The organism is Cysteiniphilum sp. JM-1 (genome assembly GCF_008711525.1).
Taxonomy (GTDB): domain Bacteria; phylum Pseudomonadota; class Gammaproteobacteria; order Francisellales; family Francisellaceae; genus Caedibacter.
The window spans coordinates 69,093-84,738 of the sequence record NZ_VXKS01000002.1 but is presented as its reverse complement, the minus strand read 5'-3'; the positions used below and the strand labels follow the sequence as shown (position 1 = coordinate 84,738).

General features: G+C 40.6%; 18 protein-coding genes. 10 read left to right on the top strand and 8 right to left on the bottom strand.

Annotated features, from left to right (window positions below; all coding sequences use genetic code 11):
• Positions 1-257: 257 nt before the first annotated feature.
• On the bottom strand, positions 258-1,115 hold the full coding sequence (locus tag F3D68_RS01120) for a universal stress protein (RefSeq protein WP_170137170.1): 858 nt from the start codon (positions 1,113-1,115) through the stop codon (positions 258-260).
• A gap of 233 nt (positions 1,116-1,348) precedes the next feature.
• Here F3D68_RS01120 and F3D68_RS11440 point away from each other — a divergent pair, with 233 nt between their 5' ends.
• Entirely contained in the window at positions 1,349-1,483 is a 135-nt protein-coding gene (locus F3D68_RS11440) for a hypothetical protein (RefSeq protein ID WP_263478723.1), read from the top strand.
• 12 nt (positions 1,484-1,495) lie between these two features.
• On the opposite strand, the gene F3D68_RS01115 is transcribed toward F3D68_RS11440, so the two are convergent.
• From F3D68_RS01115 to mnmG, 3 genes are all read right to left on the bottom strand, one after another.
• Positions 1,496-1,762: an oxidative damage protection protein gene (locus F3D68_RS01115; RefSeq protein WP_117001601.1), complete on the bottom strand. Its 267-nt coding sequence runs from the start codon at positions 1,760-1,762 to the stop codon at positions 1,496-1,498.
• A gap of 237 nt (positions 1,763-1,999) precedes the next feature.
• On the bottom strand, positions 2,000-2,419 hold the full coding sequence (locus tag F3D68_RS01110; RefSeq protein WP_151192691.1) for a hypothetical protein: 420 nt from the start codon (positions 2,417-2,419) through the stop codon (positions 2,000-2,002).
• Positions 2,420-2,431: 12 nt separating this feature from the next.
• Positions 2,432-4,333: a tRNA uridine-5-carboxymethylaminomethyl(34) synthesis enzyme MnmG gene (gene mnmG, locus F3D68_RS01105; RefSeq protein WP_151192753.1), complete on the bottom strand. Its 1,902-nt coding sequence runs from the start codon at positions 4,331-4,333 to the stop codon at positions 2,432-2,434.
• A 359-nt stretch (positions 4,334-4,692) separates the two neighbouring features.
• On the opposite strand from mnmG, the gene F3D68_RS01100 reads away from it, so the two are divergent.
• From F3D68_RS01100 to ald, 7 genes are all read left to right on the top strand, one after another.
• Positions 4,693-5,019: a hypothetical protein gene (locus F3D68_RS01100; RefSeq protein ID WP_224728198.1), complete on the top strand. Its 327-nt coding sequence runs from the start codon at positions 4,693-4,695 to the stop codon at positions 5,017-5,019.
• A gap of 80 nt (positions 5,020-5,099) precedes the next feature.
• Complete coding sequence (locus F3D68_RS01095) at positions 5,100-5,504, top strand: hypothetical protein (protein ID WP_151192690.1); 405 nt, start codon at positions 5,100-5,102, stop codon at positions 5,502-5,504.
• Between the two features lie 234 nt (positions 5,505-5,738).
• Complete coding sequence (gene lptB, locus F3D68_RS01090) at positions 5,739-6,476, top strand: LPS export ABC transporter ATP-binding protein (RefSeq protein WP_117001598.1); 738 nt, start codon at positions 5,739-5,741, stop codon at positions 6,474-6,476.
• A 14-nt stretch (positions 6,477-6,490) separates the two neighbouring features.
• Positions 6,491-7,417 (top strand): 16S rRNA (cytosine(1402)-N(4))-methyltransferase RsmH, encoded by a 927-nt coding sequence (gene rsmH / locus F3D68_RS01085; protein WP_151192689.1) that lies wholly within the window; start codon positions 6,491-6,493, stop codon positions 7,415-7,417.
• A 1-nt stretch (position 7,418) separates the two neighbouring features.
• Positions 7,419-7,745 (top strand): cell division protein FtsL, encoded by a 327-nt coding sequence (gene ftsL / locus F3D68_RS01080; RefSeq protein ID WP_151192688.1) that lies wholly within the window; start codon positions 7,419-7,421, stop codon positions 7,743-7,745.
• Positions 7,738-9,426, top strand: a complete 1,689-nt coding sequence (locus F3D68_RS01075) for a peptidoglycan D,D-transpeptidase FtsI family protein (RefSeq protein WP_224728197.1) — start codon at positions 7,738-7,740, stop codon at positions 9,424-9,426. Before ftsL ends, F3D68_RS01075 begins: the two co-directional genes overlap by 8 nt.
• 163 nt (positions 9,427-9,589) lie before the next feature.
• A complete protein-coding gene (gene ald / locus F3D68_RS01070; RefSeq protein ID WP_151192687.1) occupies positions 9,590-10,729 on the top strand; it encodes an alanine dehydrogenase in 1,140 nt (379 codons plus the stop codon).
• Here the strand turns inward: ald and F3D68_RS01065 are convergent.
• Genes F3D68_RS01065 through F3D68_RS01050 form a run of 4 tightly spaced genes read right to left on the bottom strand, consistent with a single transcriptional unit; the run spans position 10,697 to position 13,691 of the window.
• A complete protein-coding gene (locus tag F3D68_RS01065) occupies positions 10,697-11,176 on the bottom strand; it encodes a Fur family transcriptional regulator (protein ID WP_151192686.1) in 480 nt (159 codons plus the stop codon). The two genes, ald and F3D68_RS01065, sit on opposite strands and share 33 nt — an antisense overlap.
• Positions 11,177-11,178: 2 nt before the next feature.
• A complete protein-coding gene (locus F3D68_RS01060; protein ID WP_151192750.1) occupies positions 11,179-11,955 on the bottom strand; it encodes a metal ABC transporter permease in 777 nt (258 codons plus the stop codon).
• Positions 11,956-11,959: 4 nt separating this feature from the next.
• Positions 11,960-12,655 carry a metal ABC transporter ATP-binding protein gene (locus tag F3D68_RS01055; protein ID WP_191092656.1) on the bottom strand — a complete coding sequence of 232 codons (696 nt, stop codon included), beginning with the start codon at positions 12,653-12,655 and terminating at the stop codon, positions 11,960-11,962.
• 16 nt (positions 12,656-12,671) lie between these two features.
• Positions 12,672-13,691, bottom strand: coding sequence for a metal ABC transporter solute-binding protein, Zn/Mn family (locus tag F3D68_RS01050; RefSeq protein WP_191092646.1), 1,020 nt, complete (start codon positions 13,689-13,691; stop codon positions 12,672-12,674).
• Positions 13,692-13,998: 307 nt separating this feature from the next.
• On the opposite strand from F3D68_RS01050, the gene rpsB reads away from it, so the two are divergent.
• Both rpsB and tsf read left to right on the top strand, forming a co-directional pair.
• A complete protein-coding gene (gene rpsB, locus F3D68_RS01045; protein ID WP_151192683.1) occupies positions 13,999-14,724 on the top strand; it encodes a 30S ribosomal protein S2 in 726 nt (241 codons plus the stop codon).
• 47 nt (positions 14,725-14,771) lie between these two features.
• Positions 14,772-15,644, top strand: coding sequence for a translation elongation factor Ts (gene tsf / locus F3D68_RS01040; RefSeq protein ID WP_151192682.1), 873 nt, complete (start codon positions 14,772-14,774; stop codon positions 15,642-15,644).
• Positions 15,645-15,646 lie beyond the last annotated feature (2 nt).

Below are 15,646 nucleotides of genomic sequence, written 5' to 3'. Positions count from 1 at the left end.
AATAATTAGCGATAGATATGGGGTTATTAAAGATGGCACTATCCTAGTGAATTTTGCGCCAATCTTCAAAAGGTTTGTTATTGATTAAGGTAAATTATTACAGAGATTGAGAAGTTTTTTGAGGAACTTGAGTACCTATGCAAATATTATCAGGTGTTTTTCTAGATTCTCGGATCAAGTCCGAGAATGACCACAAATCGTCATATTCGGGCTTGACCCGAATATCCATTATTATCAAAAAACTATTGTTTAGGTACTTATGCTTTAAGCTTGGTTACAAGCACATCCTGTTTAGCGTGGTGAAGTACCGCATTGGCAGTTGATCCTAGGAAAAAGCGACCAAAGGCACCACGTTGGTGGCTGCCAATAACGATAAGACCATAGCCGTGTGAGTTAGCCGTTTCAGTAATCTCATCTGCAGCACTGCCTGCTTGGAGATAACGGTGACCTTTAAATTGATATTTGTTTGACCAATCATTAAGTTTTTGCTGCATATCTTCGGTAAGTTGCGATTGTACTTCAGGTACGATGCCATAAATGCCGGTAACAACGGTTGGGTCGCCTTGAACACAAATCGTTGAAACCGATGAGTCAAAAGTATGTGCGATCTCTTTTGCAAGACTAGCAACTTGGGCGCTGTCATCTTCAAGATCCGTAGCCAGTAGAATCTTGCCATAATTCATCACTTGATTTGGATTGTTCTCACGAATACGTACGGTTAGGACATCACATTTGGCTTTATGCAAGACACTATTGGCTGTAGAACCTAGTAGCAGGTTTAAGCCATGACGCGCATGTGAGCCGATGATAATAAGATCACAATCATGGGCTTCAGCATAATGTGTGATTTCATAGTTTGGATTGCCTTGAGCAATATGAAACTCGGCATTAATGCCATCAAATTGTGGCTTGATCTCTTTTAATTTTTGCTTGGCATTCTCTTGTAAGCTTTTTTGAAAATCCATTGCCGCAGGCACAAATTCAGCGGCATTATCAATAACCGTCATGACATCAAGCTTAAGTTTTAGCTTGTGAGCAATCGCTTTAGCTGATGCGATAACGTGTTCTGTGTCTTCATAAATATTGACGGCAACAAGTGCTTTTTTGTATGTCATGGTGAGCTCCCTTATAAATGTTAACCATGGGTAAATGTTCCTTGAACCTAGTTTATACCCATCACAAACCATTTTACAGAATTTTTTGCTTTGTATTTTCTGTGCTTTTGGCGAACTACTAGCAGGTTTGTTGCTATTCATTTTATTGATAGGGCTATAAGTTTATATGATTTTTGTTTAGAAATGGTACAGGCTAGAATGCTTGTAGTGAAAATAATCAATGAGAGTAAATAATGAAAACAGTAATGGCTTTAGTGATTGCAATGGTGAGTATTGCCGGTGTTTTGGCTTTGACATCACTTAAGACTGAGCAACTTTTGCAACAAAAGTATATTGAGCGTGTTGTTTTTCAGAGTGATTTTGTGTGATGAAGAAGATAACTATTCAGGAGTAGAGAAAGCATCCGGCTTTTCAGAACCTTCGCCAAATAAGAACTTTTCCATTTCAGTCATTAAGAATTTTTTAGCTTCAGGCTCTAAGAGATTAAGGCGATATTCATTGATTAAAATCGTCTGATGATCAAGCCATTTGCTCCAAGCTTCTTGCGAGATCGATTTGAAAATGCGCTGCCCAAGCTCTCCTGGGATTGGCGCGTATTGCATGGCAGTGCCTTGTTGTTTCAGTTTTTCACAAAAAATATCAGTCATGGTTTATCTCTTTTCTTGTTTAGTTTATATTTAGTTCAAGTTGCGCACTTAATATTAAAGTTATGCACTTTATTTTATTTCAACACTCTGCCTCGTAAGCTTGGCACCCCTCTTGAAAAGAGGGGAATATAAAAAAATCAACCTTCGCCCAATTCCCCTCTTTACAAGAGGGGTGGCAGTCGCAGACTGACGGGGTGTTTTAAAATATTATAATTTTTCTACAGCTTGTAATTCTAGTTAATAAGAAACGCAGTTATTACCGCGAAATGTGGTGTTAACAATTTGTCGTGTTTTATTATCAAAAACAATCCACGTTGTACAGGATAATGAATAAGTTTGACCACCAACAATCGTGCCAGGTGTCGAGATCACTGTTGTATTATTGCCATTTTGCACGGTGGTAATGTTTGTTGGCATTTGTGTGATTGGTGTGCTGACGATTTGGCGATCACTATAGACATAAGCGGTTTGGTTGTTATCAAGCTTCAATGTTTTATTCGGATATCCCCACATCTGCACAAAATTATCAATTGTTTGACCATGCCATTGATCTAAAATTGCACGATATTTTGCAGTGGTCGCGCATGCGCTCATCACAAGGCTTAATACGCTAAAAAGCAATGTTTTAAGTAAAGGAGATGTTTTGCTTAGTTTCATCAAAGATCCTTATTAGTCATTGATATTATTTTGTTTCTTGAGAAAGCCTAACTTCTTCATATAAATAGTCAATAAGGAAATAGCTGCAGGTGTAACCCCTTGGATGCGTGAGGCCTCGCCCAAGCTTGATGGACGCTGTGTCATAAGCTTTTGACGGACCTCATTAGAAAGCCCTGAAACCTTGCTGTAGTCAAAATCTTGAGGGATTTGCGCATTTTCAAGGGTCTGATTGGCAAGAATTTCTTCATTCTGACGCTCGATATACCCTGCATATTTGGCAGAGATTTCAATTTGCTCAATCGCTTGGGTGTGATCGATAAATTCACCAAGCTCGGCGATATCAGCAAGGCTTTGATAATCAACCTCAGGGCGTTTTAATAAGTCAAATAGATTACTTTCTTTACTCATGGCTTTACCAAGCAATGATTCTAACTTATCGGCTTTAACGCTTTTGGGTGCAACCCACGTAGATTTTAAACGTGAGGTTTCATTTGATATCAATGCTGCCTTAGCAAGATATGCCTCTTTGTCTTTATTGTTTAATAATCCTAGCTCAATAGCCTTTGGGCATAGACGTGCATCGGCATTATCTTCTCTTAAAATCAATCGATATTCGGCGCGTGAAGTAAACATACGATAAGGCTCTTGTGTCCCCTTGGTGATTAAATCATCGATGAGTACACCGATATACGCTTCATTACGCTTAGGTGACCAAGTCGGTTTATCTTGTGCTTTTAATGCTGCATTTAATCCGGCAATAAGACCCTGAGCACCGGCTTCTTCATAGCCGGTTGTGCCATTGATTTGTCCAGCAAAGAAGAGATTCCCAACGTGCTTGGTTTGCAAGCTTGGATATAAACCACGCGGATCAAAGAAATCATATTCAATCGCATAACCAGGACGCGTGATATAGGCATTTTCAAAACCTTCGATACTGCGAATAAACTGCAGTTGCACATCAAATGGCAAAGAAGTCGACATGCCATTAGGATAAAGTTCAATACTATCCAAGCCTTCAGGTTCAACAAAAATCTGATGACGATCTTTATCAGCAAAGCGCACGATTTTATCCTCAATGGATGGGCAATAACGTGGTCCAATGCCATCGATCATGCCGCCATACATCGCCGAGCGATCAAGGTTTTTAAGAATAATCTCATGAGTTTTAAGATTGGTGTAGGTGATGTGGCATGGCACTTGCAATGGATGCTCATGTGCTTCAGTGAAAAATGAAAAACAAGGTGTCGGATCATCACCAGGTTGGACACCCATCGCGGCGAAGTTAACCGTACGCTTGTCAATGCGTGGCGGTGTACCTGTTTTTAAACGCGCGATATCAAAAGGAAGTGCACGCAGTTTCTGCGCTAAAGCATTAGCAGGTTGGTCACCGGCACGCCCACCTTGGTAGTTATTAAAACCGATATGAATTTTGCCAGCCAGAAACGTACCAACCGTTAAAACAACTGTTTTGGCACGAAAGCTTAGTCCCATTTGCGTGACAACGCCAGTGACGCGATCATTTTCGACCAACAGGTCATCAACCCCTTGTTGGAAAATCGATAAGTTCTCTTGGTTCTCTAACGCATGGCGTACAGCAATTTTGTAAAGTGTGCGATCAGCTTGGGCGCGTGTTGCACGTACCGCAGGTCCTTTTCTGGCATTGAGTGTGCGAAATTGAATACCTGCCTTATCAATCGCTTTTGCCATAATGCCACCAAGAGCGTCAATCTCTTTCACTAAATGTCCTTTACCAATGCCACCAATGGCAGGGTTACAAGACATCTGTCCCAAAGTGTCGATATTGTGTGTTAGAAGTAAAGTGTTGGCACCCATACGTGCAGCTGCCGCTGCGGCTTCTGTTCCGGCATGACCGCCGCCAACAACAATAACATCAAAGTCTTGAGGATAAAACATCATAATAGATCTACTCGTTAATTTATGGTTATTATAACTACTTTAGTTTATTTAAAACCGATTAATTAGGCTGCAAAATTTCACTAATTCTACTAACTTTAGTGATGCGCATCATATAAAAAAATCAAGGTTATGTCCATGAACTTTGAGTTTTGTCCTTAAGCCTTTGTGAGTGATGATTTTCCCATTTTTAAGTTATCTGAGACTCAGGCATTGATAGGGGCGTAGGTATTTAGCAACCTTGTGATATTGTGCTGTTTCTAGCAGTGCACTTATTTGTTACACTAAGTGGCAGTAATGATTTGACTGAGAGTTAAGATCTGTATGAAAAATATGATAAGTGATTGTGGCACTGATTTATGTGCTCAAGAGTTGATGTTATGCGTTTAAGCAAAGAAAATATATCAATAATAAAATCTTGCGTTCATCAGGTCTTTGGTGATGATATGCGAGTGTTTTTATTTGGTAGTCGCACAGATTGCTCGAAGCGTGGAGGAGATATAGATCTATATCTTTTACCTAAAAAGGACAAGGTAATCGTTAATGGGTTTAACAAAAAAATTGAGTTACTGGTGATATTAGAAAAGGCCATTGGTGAGCAAAAAATTGATGTGGTGCTTGCAAAAACAGGCGATGATAAACGCTTAATAGATGATGTGGCATTAAGAGAGGGGATAGAGTTATGACACCTTTACAAGATAAGCTGGTCAAAATTTTATATGAATGTAATCAGCATAAAAAAAGAATAGATTATGCATATAACAATATGAAACATAGGCTTCCCTTTGATGCAGAAAATTATGAACAATTTCAAGATGAGGAAATTGAGCATGTTGATCAATTTTTATTTCGTTTTTCTAAGTTGCAGGATGTGATGGGAGAAAAGTTATTTCCAACGATACTTAGTCTTCTGGCAGAGGATGTTAAGCGCAAATCATTTATTGACATCTTAAACCGCTTAGAGGCGTTAGAGTTATTAGAGACGGATAATTGGTTGCGATTAAGGAAAATCAGAAATAGTGTTGCGCATGAATATGGAATTAATGTGGTTGATATGGTGGAAAGTTTGAATGCTATTTATCAATCACGTGCCAATTTGCTCGATATCTATGATGTGATCTACGCATTTTGTTTGCGGCGTTTTGGTAGATTTATTACAGATTATTCATAGGTCATAATGATCTGAGCGACATTTTCAAGATAGTATGAAATCCGAAAATCAAAAGTGTCTTAAATTAATGGGATAGATCACTGTATCACCATGCTTTCTTATCGGACACCGGTAAAAAAACTTGAATATAACAGCCTATATGATTAGGATGTCTAGCAGATTGTGGGCTTATTAAAATAATCTCTTTTTAAAGTGTGCTCATATAACCTAATCATCATAAGTTAAGAAAGTAATATGACAGAACAAAAACATAAGCTGGTGGCAACACATTTGGGCAAAGCATATCGCTCGCGTTGGGTTGTGGTCGATGTGTCTATGGAGGTCAATACTGGTGAAATTGTCGGGCTTTTGGGGCCAAATGGTGCGGGTAAAACAACGTCATTTTATATGATTGTCGGGTTGGTGCGCCCAAATCGTGGTACGGTTTTTTTGGATGGTCAGGATATTACGAAGTTACCGATCCATTGGCGTGCACGTCAGGGTATTGGCTATTTGCCACAAGAGGCTTCGGTTTTTAGGAAGTTAAGCGTTGAGAAAAATATCATGGCGATTCTGGAAACCAGAAAAGAGCTTTCCAAAGAGCAGCGCCAAGATGAACTTGAATCATTGTTAGATGAGTTTAGTATCCAACATATTCGCAATAGTCTAGGGATGAGTTTATCCGGTGGTGAGCGTCGTCGTGTTGAGATTGCACGTGCTTTGGCGATGTCGCCACGCTTTATCTTGCTAGATGAACCCTTTGCTGGTGTTGATCCAATTTCAGTGATTGATATTAAGAAGATTATTACCCACCTGAAAAACCGTGGTATTGGTGTGTTGATTACCGATCACAATGTGCGTGAAACCTTGGATATTTGTGAGCGTGCTTATATTGTTAATGCCGGTAAGATGATTGCCTCAGGCAAACCACGTGAGATTTTAAGTAATGAACAGGTGCGTAAAGTCTATCTTGGCGAGCAATTTAGAATGTAAATGGAAACAAATTAATGCACTATTCCGTATTACTTAATGAATCGATTGCCGCACTTGCGATTAAGGTGGATGATATCTATGTTGATGGGACATTCGGTCGCGGTGGACATTCACGCGAAATTTTAGCACGCTTAACAACTGGCAAGTTAATTGCATTTGATCGCGATCTTGAAGCAATAGAGTATGCCAAAGTGCATTTTAAAGCTGAGATTGAAAGTGGCAAACTGATGCTTGTGCATGCCCCATTTTCAACCATGGCTCATGCGTTAACTGAGCTTGGATTTGCAGGCAAAGTCGATGGTGTGCTGTTGGACTTAGGGGTGTCGTCACCACAGTTGGATGTGGCTGAACGTGGATTTAGCTTTATGAAAGATGGTCCGTTAGATATGCGCATGGATCAAACCAAAGGACTTTCGGCAGAGGATATTCTGATAAGTTATGATGCTGAGGAATTAGCACGTATTTTTCGTGAGTACGGCGAGGAAAAGCATGCTTGGCGTATCGCTCAAGCGATAAAGGCAGCACTTGCGAAAGGAGAGGTTCTTGATCGCACTTTAAAGCTCGCCTCATTGATTGAAAAAACAATTGGCAAAAAGGAAAAAAAACATCCTGCGACACGTTGTTTTCAGGCGCTTAGAATCTGTGTTAATGCGGAGCTTGATGAAGTAAGCACAACATTGAATGATGCTTTTGAAATGCTTAAACCATCAGGGCATATAGCTGTGATTAGCTTTCATTCATTAGAAGATAGAATTGTGAAGCAGTTTATGACCAAATTGGTCAAGGGTGAGGATAAAAAATTGCCGCGAGGCATGCCAATCTTGGAAGCGTTTGTGCCCAAAGCGAAGTGGTGTGTCAAACAAGGTAAAGCTTCTACCAAAGAGCTTGAAGAAAACGTGCGCTCACGTAGTGCGATATTGCGTGCTGTTGAGAGGTTGTGATATGACACGCTCTGAAGTACGTAGCAAGCTATTTACATCTTTTGTCAAAAGTACGTTTAATGCGCGAGTGCTCATTGCTTTTTTGCTGTGTGTGACGCTTATTATCTCGGCATTTATGGTGGTAATCGTGAAATATCATTATAAAGTGGCATTGGATAAAGAGCAGAAGCTGTTGTACCAGCAAGAGGATTTACGCGATCAATGGACGCAGATTTTGATTGAGCATAGTACTTTGGCATCGCCCTCACATGTTGAGGAGGTTGCCAAGAAAAATGATATGCGCCTACCCAGTGTCAAAGAAACAAAAGTGATTCAAAGTAATGCGTAAGATCAAATTAAGTTGGCGCTACTATTTTATTTTGTTGGTGATCGTGTGTGTGTTGGGTTTGCTTGTTTATAAGCTCACCCATATGCAAACGGTAGAATATGCCAAGCTTAAAAAAGAAGGCGATAATCGCTCGGAGCGTACCTTAACGACAACGGCTTATAGGGGCATGATCAGCGATCGCAATGGTAAACCGCTGGCGATTAGTACACCTGTAGATTCGATTTGGGTCAATCCGTTTTATATTACAAGTGATGATCCGGGGTTGCGTAAAATTCTTAATCTATTGGAGTTGGATAAAGCGCAACAAGATGCAATCATTGCGCGCATTAAAGCGCGTGAAGGGCGCCATGGTTTTGTTTATCTTAAACGTCAGGTCTCACCATTTATCGCGCAGAAAATCAAAACATTAGATGTGAAAGGGGTTAAGATCGAGCGCGAATTTAAGCGTTTTTATCCTGATACTGAGGTGATGGCGCATGTCGTGGGTTTTACTAATATCGATGATCTAGGTCAAGAAGGCATTGAGCTGGAATATGACAAATACCTCACAGGTAAAGACGGTACCCGCTCAATTCATAAGGATCTGAAGGGTGGTGTTGCACGTAAAAACGATGATGACACCGAAGTCAAACATGGAGCTGATATTAGTTTAAGTATTGATCGCAAGCTGCAGTATATCGCTTATAAGTACATAAAAGAGGGTGTTATCAATAATCATGCGGAGGCCGGATCTGCAATAGTGATGGATGTTAAAACTGGTGAAGTTTTAGCAATGGTTAATTACCCCTCATATAATCCCAACAATATGCAAGATGCGACACCTGAGAAACGTCGTAATCGGGTGGTAACAGATGTCTATGAACCAGGCTCAGTGATGAAACCATTTGCGGCTATTGCTGGGATGGAATCAGGGCAATACGATGTTGATACGATCGTTGATACCTCGCCGGGGTTTTACAAGCTTAATGGGCGCACGGTCAGGGATTTTCGTAATTATGACGAGATGGATTTGCGTCACATCTTAATGAAATCATCAAACGTAGGTATTTCGCGTATTATCTTGTCAATTGATGCTAATGCCTTGGGTGATACCTTGCGCAAATTTGGTTTTGGACAAGTCACTAAAATTGGCTTTCCTGGTGAGCGCTCAGGCTATGTGCCTAGTCCGCGCAAGTGGGGTGAGTTCCCATTGGCAACCTTATCATTTGGCTATGGTATGAATGCGACAGCTTTACAGATTGCGACAGCTTATAGCGCCATTGCCAATGGTGGTAAGTTAATTCCACCAACTTTGTTAAAGCGTAATAAAAAAGAAGATATTGAAGCTTTTCAGATTATTAATAGTGACATTGCGGAAAAAGTCGTTGATATGCTCACTTCCGTGGTTGAAGGGCTGGGTGGGACGGCTTCTAAAGCGCGTGTGCCACGCTATCATGTTGCCGGTAAAACGGGCACGGTGCGTAAAGCAATTGCAGGAGGCTACGCATCCGATAGTTATATGGCAACATTTGTCGGTATTGCGCCATCATCAAATCCACGTATTGTTACCGTGGTGGTGATTGATGATCCGAAAGGGGAAGCGTATGGCGGGGGCTCTGCAGCGGCACCGATTTTTGCGCAAATTACCGAGCATATTTTAAGAGTGATGGGCGTGCCTGCCGATAAACTCAAAAAAGCGTGATTATTTAGTTTGTTGTAAAATTTATCCAAAAATGCTAGTTAATGTTTGGTTTTTGCTGCCTTGCTTGTTATATTTCGCCTGAATTATTTTTGTATGCGGCAAGATGCGGCTAGAAAAACTAAAAATGAAATAAACTAAAAAATAATCGTGGAGGAAATAGCCAATGATCGTCGGAATCCCTAAAGAGATTAAAAATCATGAATACCGTGTTGGTCTAACGCCAGGTAATGTTGCTGAATTTGTCCATCATGGGCATACAGTGCTTGTTGAACATCACGCAGGGGAAGCGATTGGTTTTACCAATGAAGATTATGTTGAAGCAGGTGCAAAAATTATTCAAACACCCGCAGAGATTTTTTCTAAAGCGGATATGATTATTAAAGTCAAAGAGCCACAACCAAATGAGTGCAAGATGTTGCGCCAAGGGCAGTTGTTATTTACTTATCTGCATTTGGCGCCAGATCCATTGCAAACTCAGCTGCTTTTAGAGTCTAAGTGTACAGCGATCGCTTATGAGATGGTAACCGATAGAAATGGGCGTTTGCCATTGTTGACACCGATGAGTGAGGTGGCAGGTCGTCTATCAGTGCAAGCTGGTGCGCATTGCCTAGAGAAAGCGCAAGGCGGTAGTGGGTTGTTACTTGGTGGTGTGCCAGGTGTTCCTGCGGCAAATGTTGTTGTGATTGGCGGCGGCGTTGTTGGTTTAAATGCGATTCGTATGGCGATTGGTATGGAGGCGCATGTTACTGTACTTGATAAGTCTTTAGATCGTTTGCGTGAGCTAGATGATTATTTTGGACCTAAGCTAAACTGTATTTATGCAACCAAAGATAACTTGCAAAAATATGTACAGGAAGCTGATTTGGTTATCGGTGCGGTGCTCGTGCCAGGGGCTGCAGCACCTAAACTTGTCACCAAAGAGATGATTAAGTCGATGAAAAAAGGCTCAGTTGTTGTTGATGTCGCGATTGATCAAGGTGGCTGCTTTGAAACTTCTAAACCGACGACGCATCAAGATCCAACGTATGTCGTTGATGGTGTGGTGCATTATTGTGTTGCGAATATGCCAGGAGCGGTTGCAAGAACCTCAACTGTGGCATTAAATAATGCTACATTAACCTTCGCTTTAGAGTTGGCAAATAAAGGCTATCAAAAAGCGGTTACTGATAATATTCATCTTGAGAATGGACTAAGTGTACATAACGGTATGCTTACTTCACTACCAGTGGCTGAAGCGCTTAACATCGCATATGTTGCGCCAAAAGAAGCACTAGCTAAGGGTGCTCACGCAGTTACGGCATAAGCCTGTTATCTCAATGGTATGAGCGGCAATCTGAAAGCCGCTTTTTTGTGCCAATTCTTCTAAGGTTTTATCAAGTAACTCATGATGGAGCTCAGTTTTCTGACCGCACGTAGTGCAAATCAAAAGTTGACACATTTTTTTCTCAGGGTGACAGCATAAACTGTAGCGATTACTGGTATGCAGTTTATGAATAAGTGCGGATTGTTGCAGGAAGTCTAACACGCGATAAATCGACATAATGTTATAGTGCTTAGTCGTTTTATCTTCTGTCGCCGCTTTTTCAATTGTCTGTGCTTTGTTTATGAGCTCAAGTAGCTCATAGGCGCTAATTGGTGATGGTTGATCAATAAAAAGAGTAAGCACTTCTTTGCGTAAGCGCGTAAGCTTAATATTCTGCTTTAGGCAGAAACTTTCGATTGTAGCTAAAGAATTTTTGCTTGAGCTCATGATTATCTCACCATTAACTGTTTGATAAGACCAATGGCATAAACTGCGCAAATAATCATGGTAATGCAGAAGCTTGCCGGTAAGTTGGCATAAAACGCAAGACAAAGGGCACCCCAAACACTGCCAAGGGAGATCATAATGCTCAGCAGCATGCCCTGATAAAAACCATCACTCCATTGAAATGCACAAGCAGCAGGACCAATCAGTAATGCAAAGACTAATAGCACCCCAACAATTTGGCATGCCATAGTGACGGTTAGTGCCAGAATGATAAAGAAGATAACAGAGAGCAGTTTGTTAGGGATGTTTTTAGCGCGAGCCAAGAGCGGATCAATCGAGGTGAAAAAGAGTGCTCTTGAGATAAAGAGTAATATGGCAATGATAATAAGCGCCATGATGATCAGCGTGATGATTTGCTCCATTGACACCGTTAAGATATTGCCAAACAAGATAGACATAATCGAGCCTGAGTAACCTGTTTGATAGAGATACAAAAAATAAGCACCAAGACCTAAGAAGAAGGTGAGCACAATGCCAACGGCAAGGTCATTCTTTTTGATCTTATCACCCATGGCGCCCATGATGCTTGCGGCAATAATATTAGCAATCAGTTGCCCGTTCATCGCTGAGATACCGATTAATACAGCGCCTGCAGCCCCTGTGAGGCTGATGTGCCCCAAACCATGCGCAGCAAACGCGGCTTTGCGTAGTACAACAAAGAAGCTCACAATACCGCAGATGATGGCAATTAAGGTGCCAGCGATAAAGGCGTTTTGCATAAAGCTATAAGATAACACTGCGATCCTCCTTTAAGCATGGCAGTTTTTGGCAAAGATGCACGTGTTGGTTTTTGAAGTGAATAAAGTTATCCAGCTCATGTGCAATTTCATGCATATCATGTGAGATGATCAAAAGGCTTATGTTTTGTTTTGCATGAATGGTTTTAAGTGCTTGGATAAAGTCTTGTTTGGCTTGAGGATCAAGATCAGATAAAGGCTCATCAAGTAACAATAACTTGGGATTATTAATTAAGGCTTGCGCAAGATAAATGCGTTTTTTTTGTCCACCTGAAAGGGTTTCAAAGGGTTTCTTCGCATAATGTAGCGCCCCAACAAGTTCTAAAATAGCGTGTGCTTTTTGCTCAATTCCTTTGCCAAAAGCAGGTAATCCAAGTTTGTTCGCATTAAAACTAGACTTGATTAACGTTAAAGCTGAGATGTTGGGGTTCAGGTTAAGTTCACGCTCTTGCGGGATATAGCTAATCAATTGATTGTTTTTGCCGATTGCCTGCGAGAAAAGTGTCAGATTGCCGGCAATAGGTGATTCAAAACCTAGAATAGTTTTAAGAAAAGTGGATTTGCCTGTGCCATTCTCACCAACGATACCTAACCATTGGTTTTGATAAATCGTTAGATTGAAAGGCTTGCATAAAGGCGCTTGTGCTGAGTGACCAATAACAAGATCACTGCATTGGATGATGATTGTGTCACGCATATTATTGCTGAAGATTTGTCAAAGGGTTGTCTTCTTTAACTGTTTCTTTAGCCTCTTTGGCGCTTGCCTTTGTTGTATAGCTACTTACTTGAGGTATTGCTTTCACAGTAGGTGTTTTGCTGTTGTTATGTTCTGTGGCAGTTGCTTGCTCCAATGCTTTTTGTGTATCACTAAGATTGGCTTTAAGCCAAGTGATCACATTATCATTTTGCGGCATGGTTTCACTAACGCCAACGTAAGGGATATTATTATCTTTGGCGAGATTTAGAATGTTTTCAGTGACATTGTCATGTACTTGCTGGTTATAAAAAAGTACTTTGACGATGCGCTTTTTAAATAAGTTTTGATACTCAGCGAGCATTTTTGGTGAAGCTTCAGCATCATTCATTACTGTCCATTGGAATTTCTGCCCAAGCATGGTTAACCCTAACGCATCTGCCATATAGCCAAAGACGGGCTCTGTGGCAGTTACCTTGGTGCCGGCAAAGCGTGATTTGATATCATTGATTTGGCTGTAAACAGTTTGATAGCGTTTATCAAAGGTTTGATGGTTTAAGTCAAAGGTTTTCTTGTGCTCAGGTTCGATTTGGCTAAAGACTTCAGTAAGCTTTTTAGCAAGTGTTGGGAAGGTAGCTGGGTTATACCATAGGTGTGGATTGTCACCACTTTTGGCATTCATTAAAGTTGCCACATCAATAATAGCCACTTTGTTATTGCTTGATTGTGCGTTTAATAACTGCTTCATCCAAGGATCATAGTCGGCACCATTATAAATAATGACTTGCGCATCATTAATAGCGACAGCTGTATTGGCAGAGGTGGTAAATAAATGCGGATCAGCATCAGGGTTGTTGATGATGCTGTTGGTTTTTACATAATCCCCGCCAATTAAGCTTGCGACATTGGCATAAAAGTTTTCAGCAGCCACGACTTTGATATCAGCGTATGAACTGCTGATAAGTGTAAGAAATCCTGTCGCAGTTAATATGATTCGTTTGCTATTTCTGTAGAGGGTAGACATACAATAGTTCCTTAAGATGATCAGTGTGTCAGTATTAATGTTATCCTGCAAAACGATATAATATATCATTTTTTATTTTTGGCAATGCTTAAGTTTTTATCTGGCAGAGATCATTGATTTGTGCTAGAATCCGCCTCGCATTTTGTCAGTAATATCTGTTTGCAATTACTTTTGCTGTCAGTTTTTGGCTTAATGTTTATGTAAAACAATAAGAAACCACACGTTGCTCGACACGCTTTTAGGGTGCCTTTAAAAAGGGTTTAAAAGTGGGAGTAATGGCGGAATAACCCATTAATTGGAGAAAAATATGTCTTTAATGAAAGAAATGTTACAAGCTGGTGTTCACTACGGTCACCAAAAGAGATTCTGGAATCCAAAAATGAGCGAATTCATTTTTGGTATTAATCACGGTATTCATATTATCAACTTAGAAAAGACAGTGCCTTTGTTTCAAGATGCTGTTAATTTCGTTGGTAAAGCAGCGTCTAAAAACGGCAAGATTTTATTCGTTGGTACTAAGCGTCAAGCACAAGAAGTGATTGCTGAAGAAGCATCACGTTGTGGTATGCCATATGTTAATCACCGTTGGTTAGGTGGTATGTTGACGAACTATAAAACAATTCGTCAATCAATCAAGCGTTTACGTGATCTTGAAAAAATGCAAGAAGATGGTACGTTTGATCGTATGACAAAGAAAGAAGCGTTACAAAATTCGCGTGAAATCGAGAAGCTAGAAAAAGCGCTAGGCGGCATCAAAGAAATGGGTGGTTTGCCAGATGTTTTAGTCATTATCGACAGTAAAGAAGAGCATATTGCGATTGAAGAAGCTAAGCGCTTGGGCATTCCTGTTGTTGCGGTTGTTGATAGTAACTCAAGTCCTGATGATATTGATTATGTTATCCCTGGTAATGATGATGCAGTTAAAGCAATTCGTTTTTACTTAAGCAAATTTGCTGATGCGATTATTGATGCAAAACAAGCGTCACATATTGCAGAAGAAAAAACAGCAGACGTTTCTGAAGAAGAAGCTTAATTAATAAGTTTATATTTTAAAAGTATTAACAATAAGGAATCTAATCAATGGCGACTATTAGCGCACAATTAGTAAAAGAGCTTCGTGAGCGCACCGGTGCGGGCATGATGGAGTGTAAAAAAGCATTAACTCAAACTGATGGCGATATCGAAAAAGCAGTTGAAGAGATGCGCAAATCAGGTGCGGCAAAAGCAGACAAGAAAGCATCTCGTGTTGCTGCTGAAGGCGTTATCGTAATGTCGCAATCTGCAAACAAAGCGGTAATCGTTGAGATTAACTCTGAGACTGACTTCGTTGCACGTGATGAGAACTTTAAGAAATTTGCTGACGCAGTGGTTACTGCAGTTGCTAACTCAAATGCAAAAACACTTGAAGAAGTACTTGCTTTGACTTTAGCAAGTGGCGAGAGCATCGAAGAAGCACGTAAGAACTTGATCGCTAAAATTGGTGAAAATATCAATGTTCGTCGTGTTGATGCACTTGAAGGCGAAACGGTTGGCGTTTACAGCCATGGTGGTCGCATTGGTGTGATCGTTGCAATGAATGGTGGTAATGAAGAGTTAGCAAAAGATGTTGCTATGCACATCGCAGCGTCAAATCCAATCGTTGTATCACAAGATCAAGTGCCAGAAGATATCGTTGCGAAAGAGAAGGAAATCTTTATCGCTCAAGCGCGTGAAAGTGGCAAGCCTGATGAGATCATTGAAAAGATGATCACAGGACGCATTCGCAAGTTCTTGGATGAACAAAGTTTAGTTGGTCAGCCGTTTGTTAAAAACCCTGATCAAAAAGTTTCAGATCTATTGAAAGCAAACAATGCAACAGTAACTGGCTTTATTCGTTTTGGTGTTGGTGAAGGCATCGAAAAAGAAGAGACTGACTTCGCAGCTGAAGTGATGAGCCAAGTTCAAGGAGCATAATT

Bases quoted from the DNA above. Each gene is read 5' to 3' on its own strand.
- rsmH (WP_151192689.1), top strand. From the start codon at position 6,491: ATGCACTATTCCGTATTACTTAATGAATCGATTGCCGCACTTGCGATT.
- ald (WP_151192687.1), top strand. From the start codon at position 9,590: ATGATCGTCGGAATCCCTAAAGAGATTAAAAATCATGAATACCGTGTT.
- F3D68_RS01075 (WP_224728197.1), top strand. From the start codon at position 7,738: ATGCGTAAGATCAAATTAAGTTGGCGCTACTATTTTATTTTGTTGGTG.
- F3D68_RS01050 (WP_191092646.1), bottom strand. From the start codon at position 13,691: ATGTCTACCCTCTACAGAAATAGCAAACGAATCATATTAACTGCGACA.
- F3D68_RS11440 (WP_263478723.1), top strand. From the start codon at position 1,349: ATGAAAACAGTAATGGCTTTAGTGATTGCAATGGTGAGTATTGCCGGT.
- F3D68_RS01120 (WP_170137170.1), bottom strand. From the start codon at position 1,115: ATGACATACAAAAAAGCACTTGTTGCCGTCAATATTTATGAAGACACA.
- F3D68_RS01100 (WP_224728198.1), top strand. From the start codon at position 4,693: ATGTGCTCAAGAGTTGATGTTATGCGTTTAAGCAAAGAAAATATATCA.
- mnmG (WP_151192753.1), bottom strand. From the start codon at position 4,333: ATGTTTTATCCTCAAGACTTTGATGTTATTGTTGTTGGCGGCGGTCAT.
- lptB (WP_117001598.1), top strand. From the start codon at position 5,739: ATGACAGAACAAAAACATAAGCTGGTGGCAACACATTTGGGCAAAGCA.
- F3D68_RS01060 (WP_151192750.1), bottom strand. From the start codon at position 11,955: ATGCAAAACGCCTTTATCGCTGGCACCTTAATTGCCATCATCTGCGGT.
- tsf (WP_151192682.1), top strand. From the start codon at position 14,772: ATGGCGACTATTAGCGCACAATTAGTAAAAGAGCTTCGTGAGCGCACC.
- F3D68_RS01065 (WP_151192686.1), bottom strand. From the start codon at position 11,176: ATGAGCTCAAGCAAAAATTCTTTAGCTACAATCGAAAGTTTCTGCCTA.
- F3D68_RS01115 (WP_117001601.1), bottom strand. From the start codon at position 1,762: ATGACTGATATTTTTTGTGAAAAACTGAAACAACAAGGCACTGCCATG.
- rpsB (WP_151192683.1), top strand. From the start codon at position 13,999: ATGTCTTTAATGAAAGAAATGTTACAAGCTGGTGTTCACTACGGTCAC.
- F3D68_RS01095 (WP_151192690.1), top strand. From the start codon at position 5,100: ATGAAACATAGGCTTCCCTTTGATGCAGAAAATTATGAACAATTTCAA.
- ftsL (WP_151192688.1), top strand. From the start codon at position 7,419: ATGACACGCTCTGAAGTACGTAGCAAGCTATTTACATCTTTTGTCAAA.
- F3D68_RS01110 (WP_151192691.1), bottom strand. From the start codon at position 2,419: ATGAAACTAAGCAAAACATCTCCTTTACTTAAAACATTGCTTTTTAGC.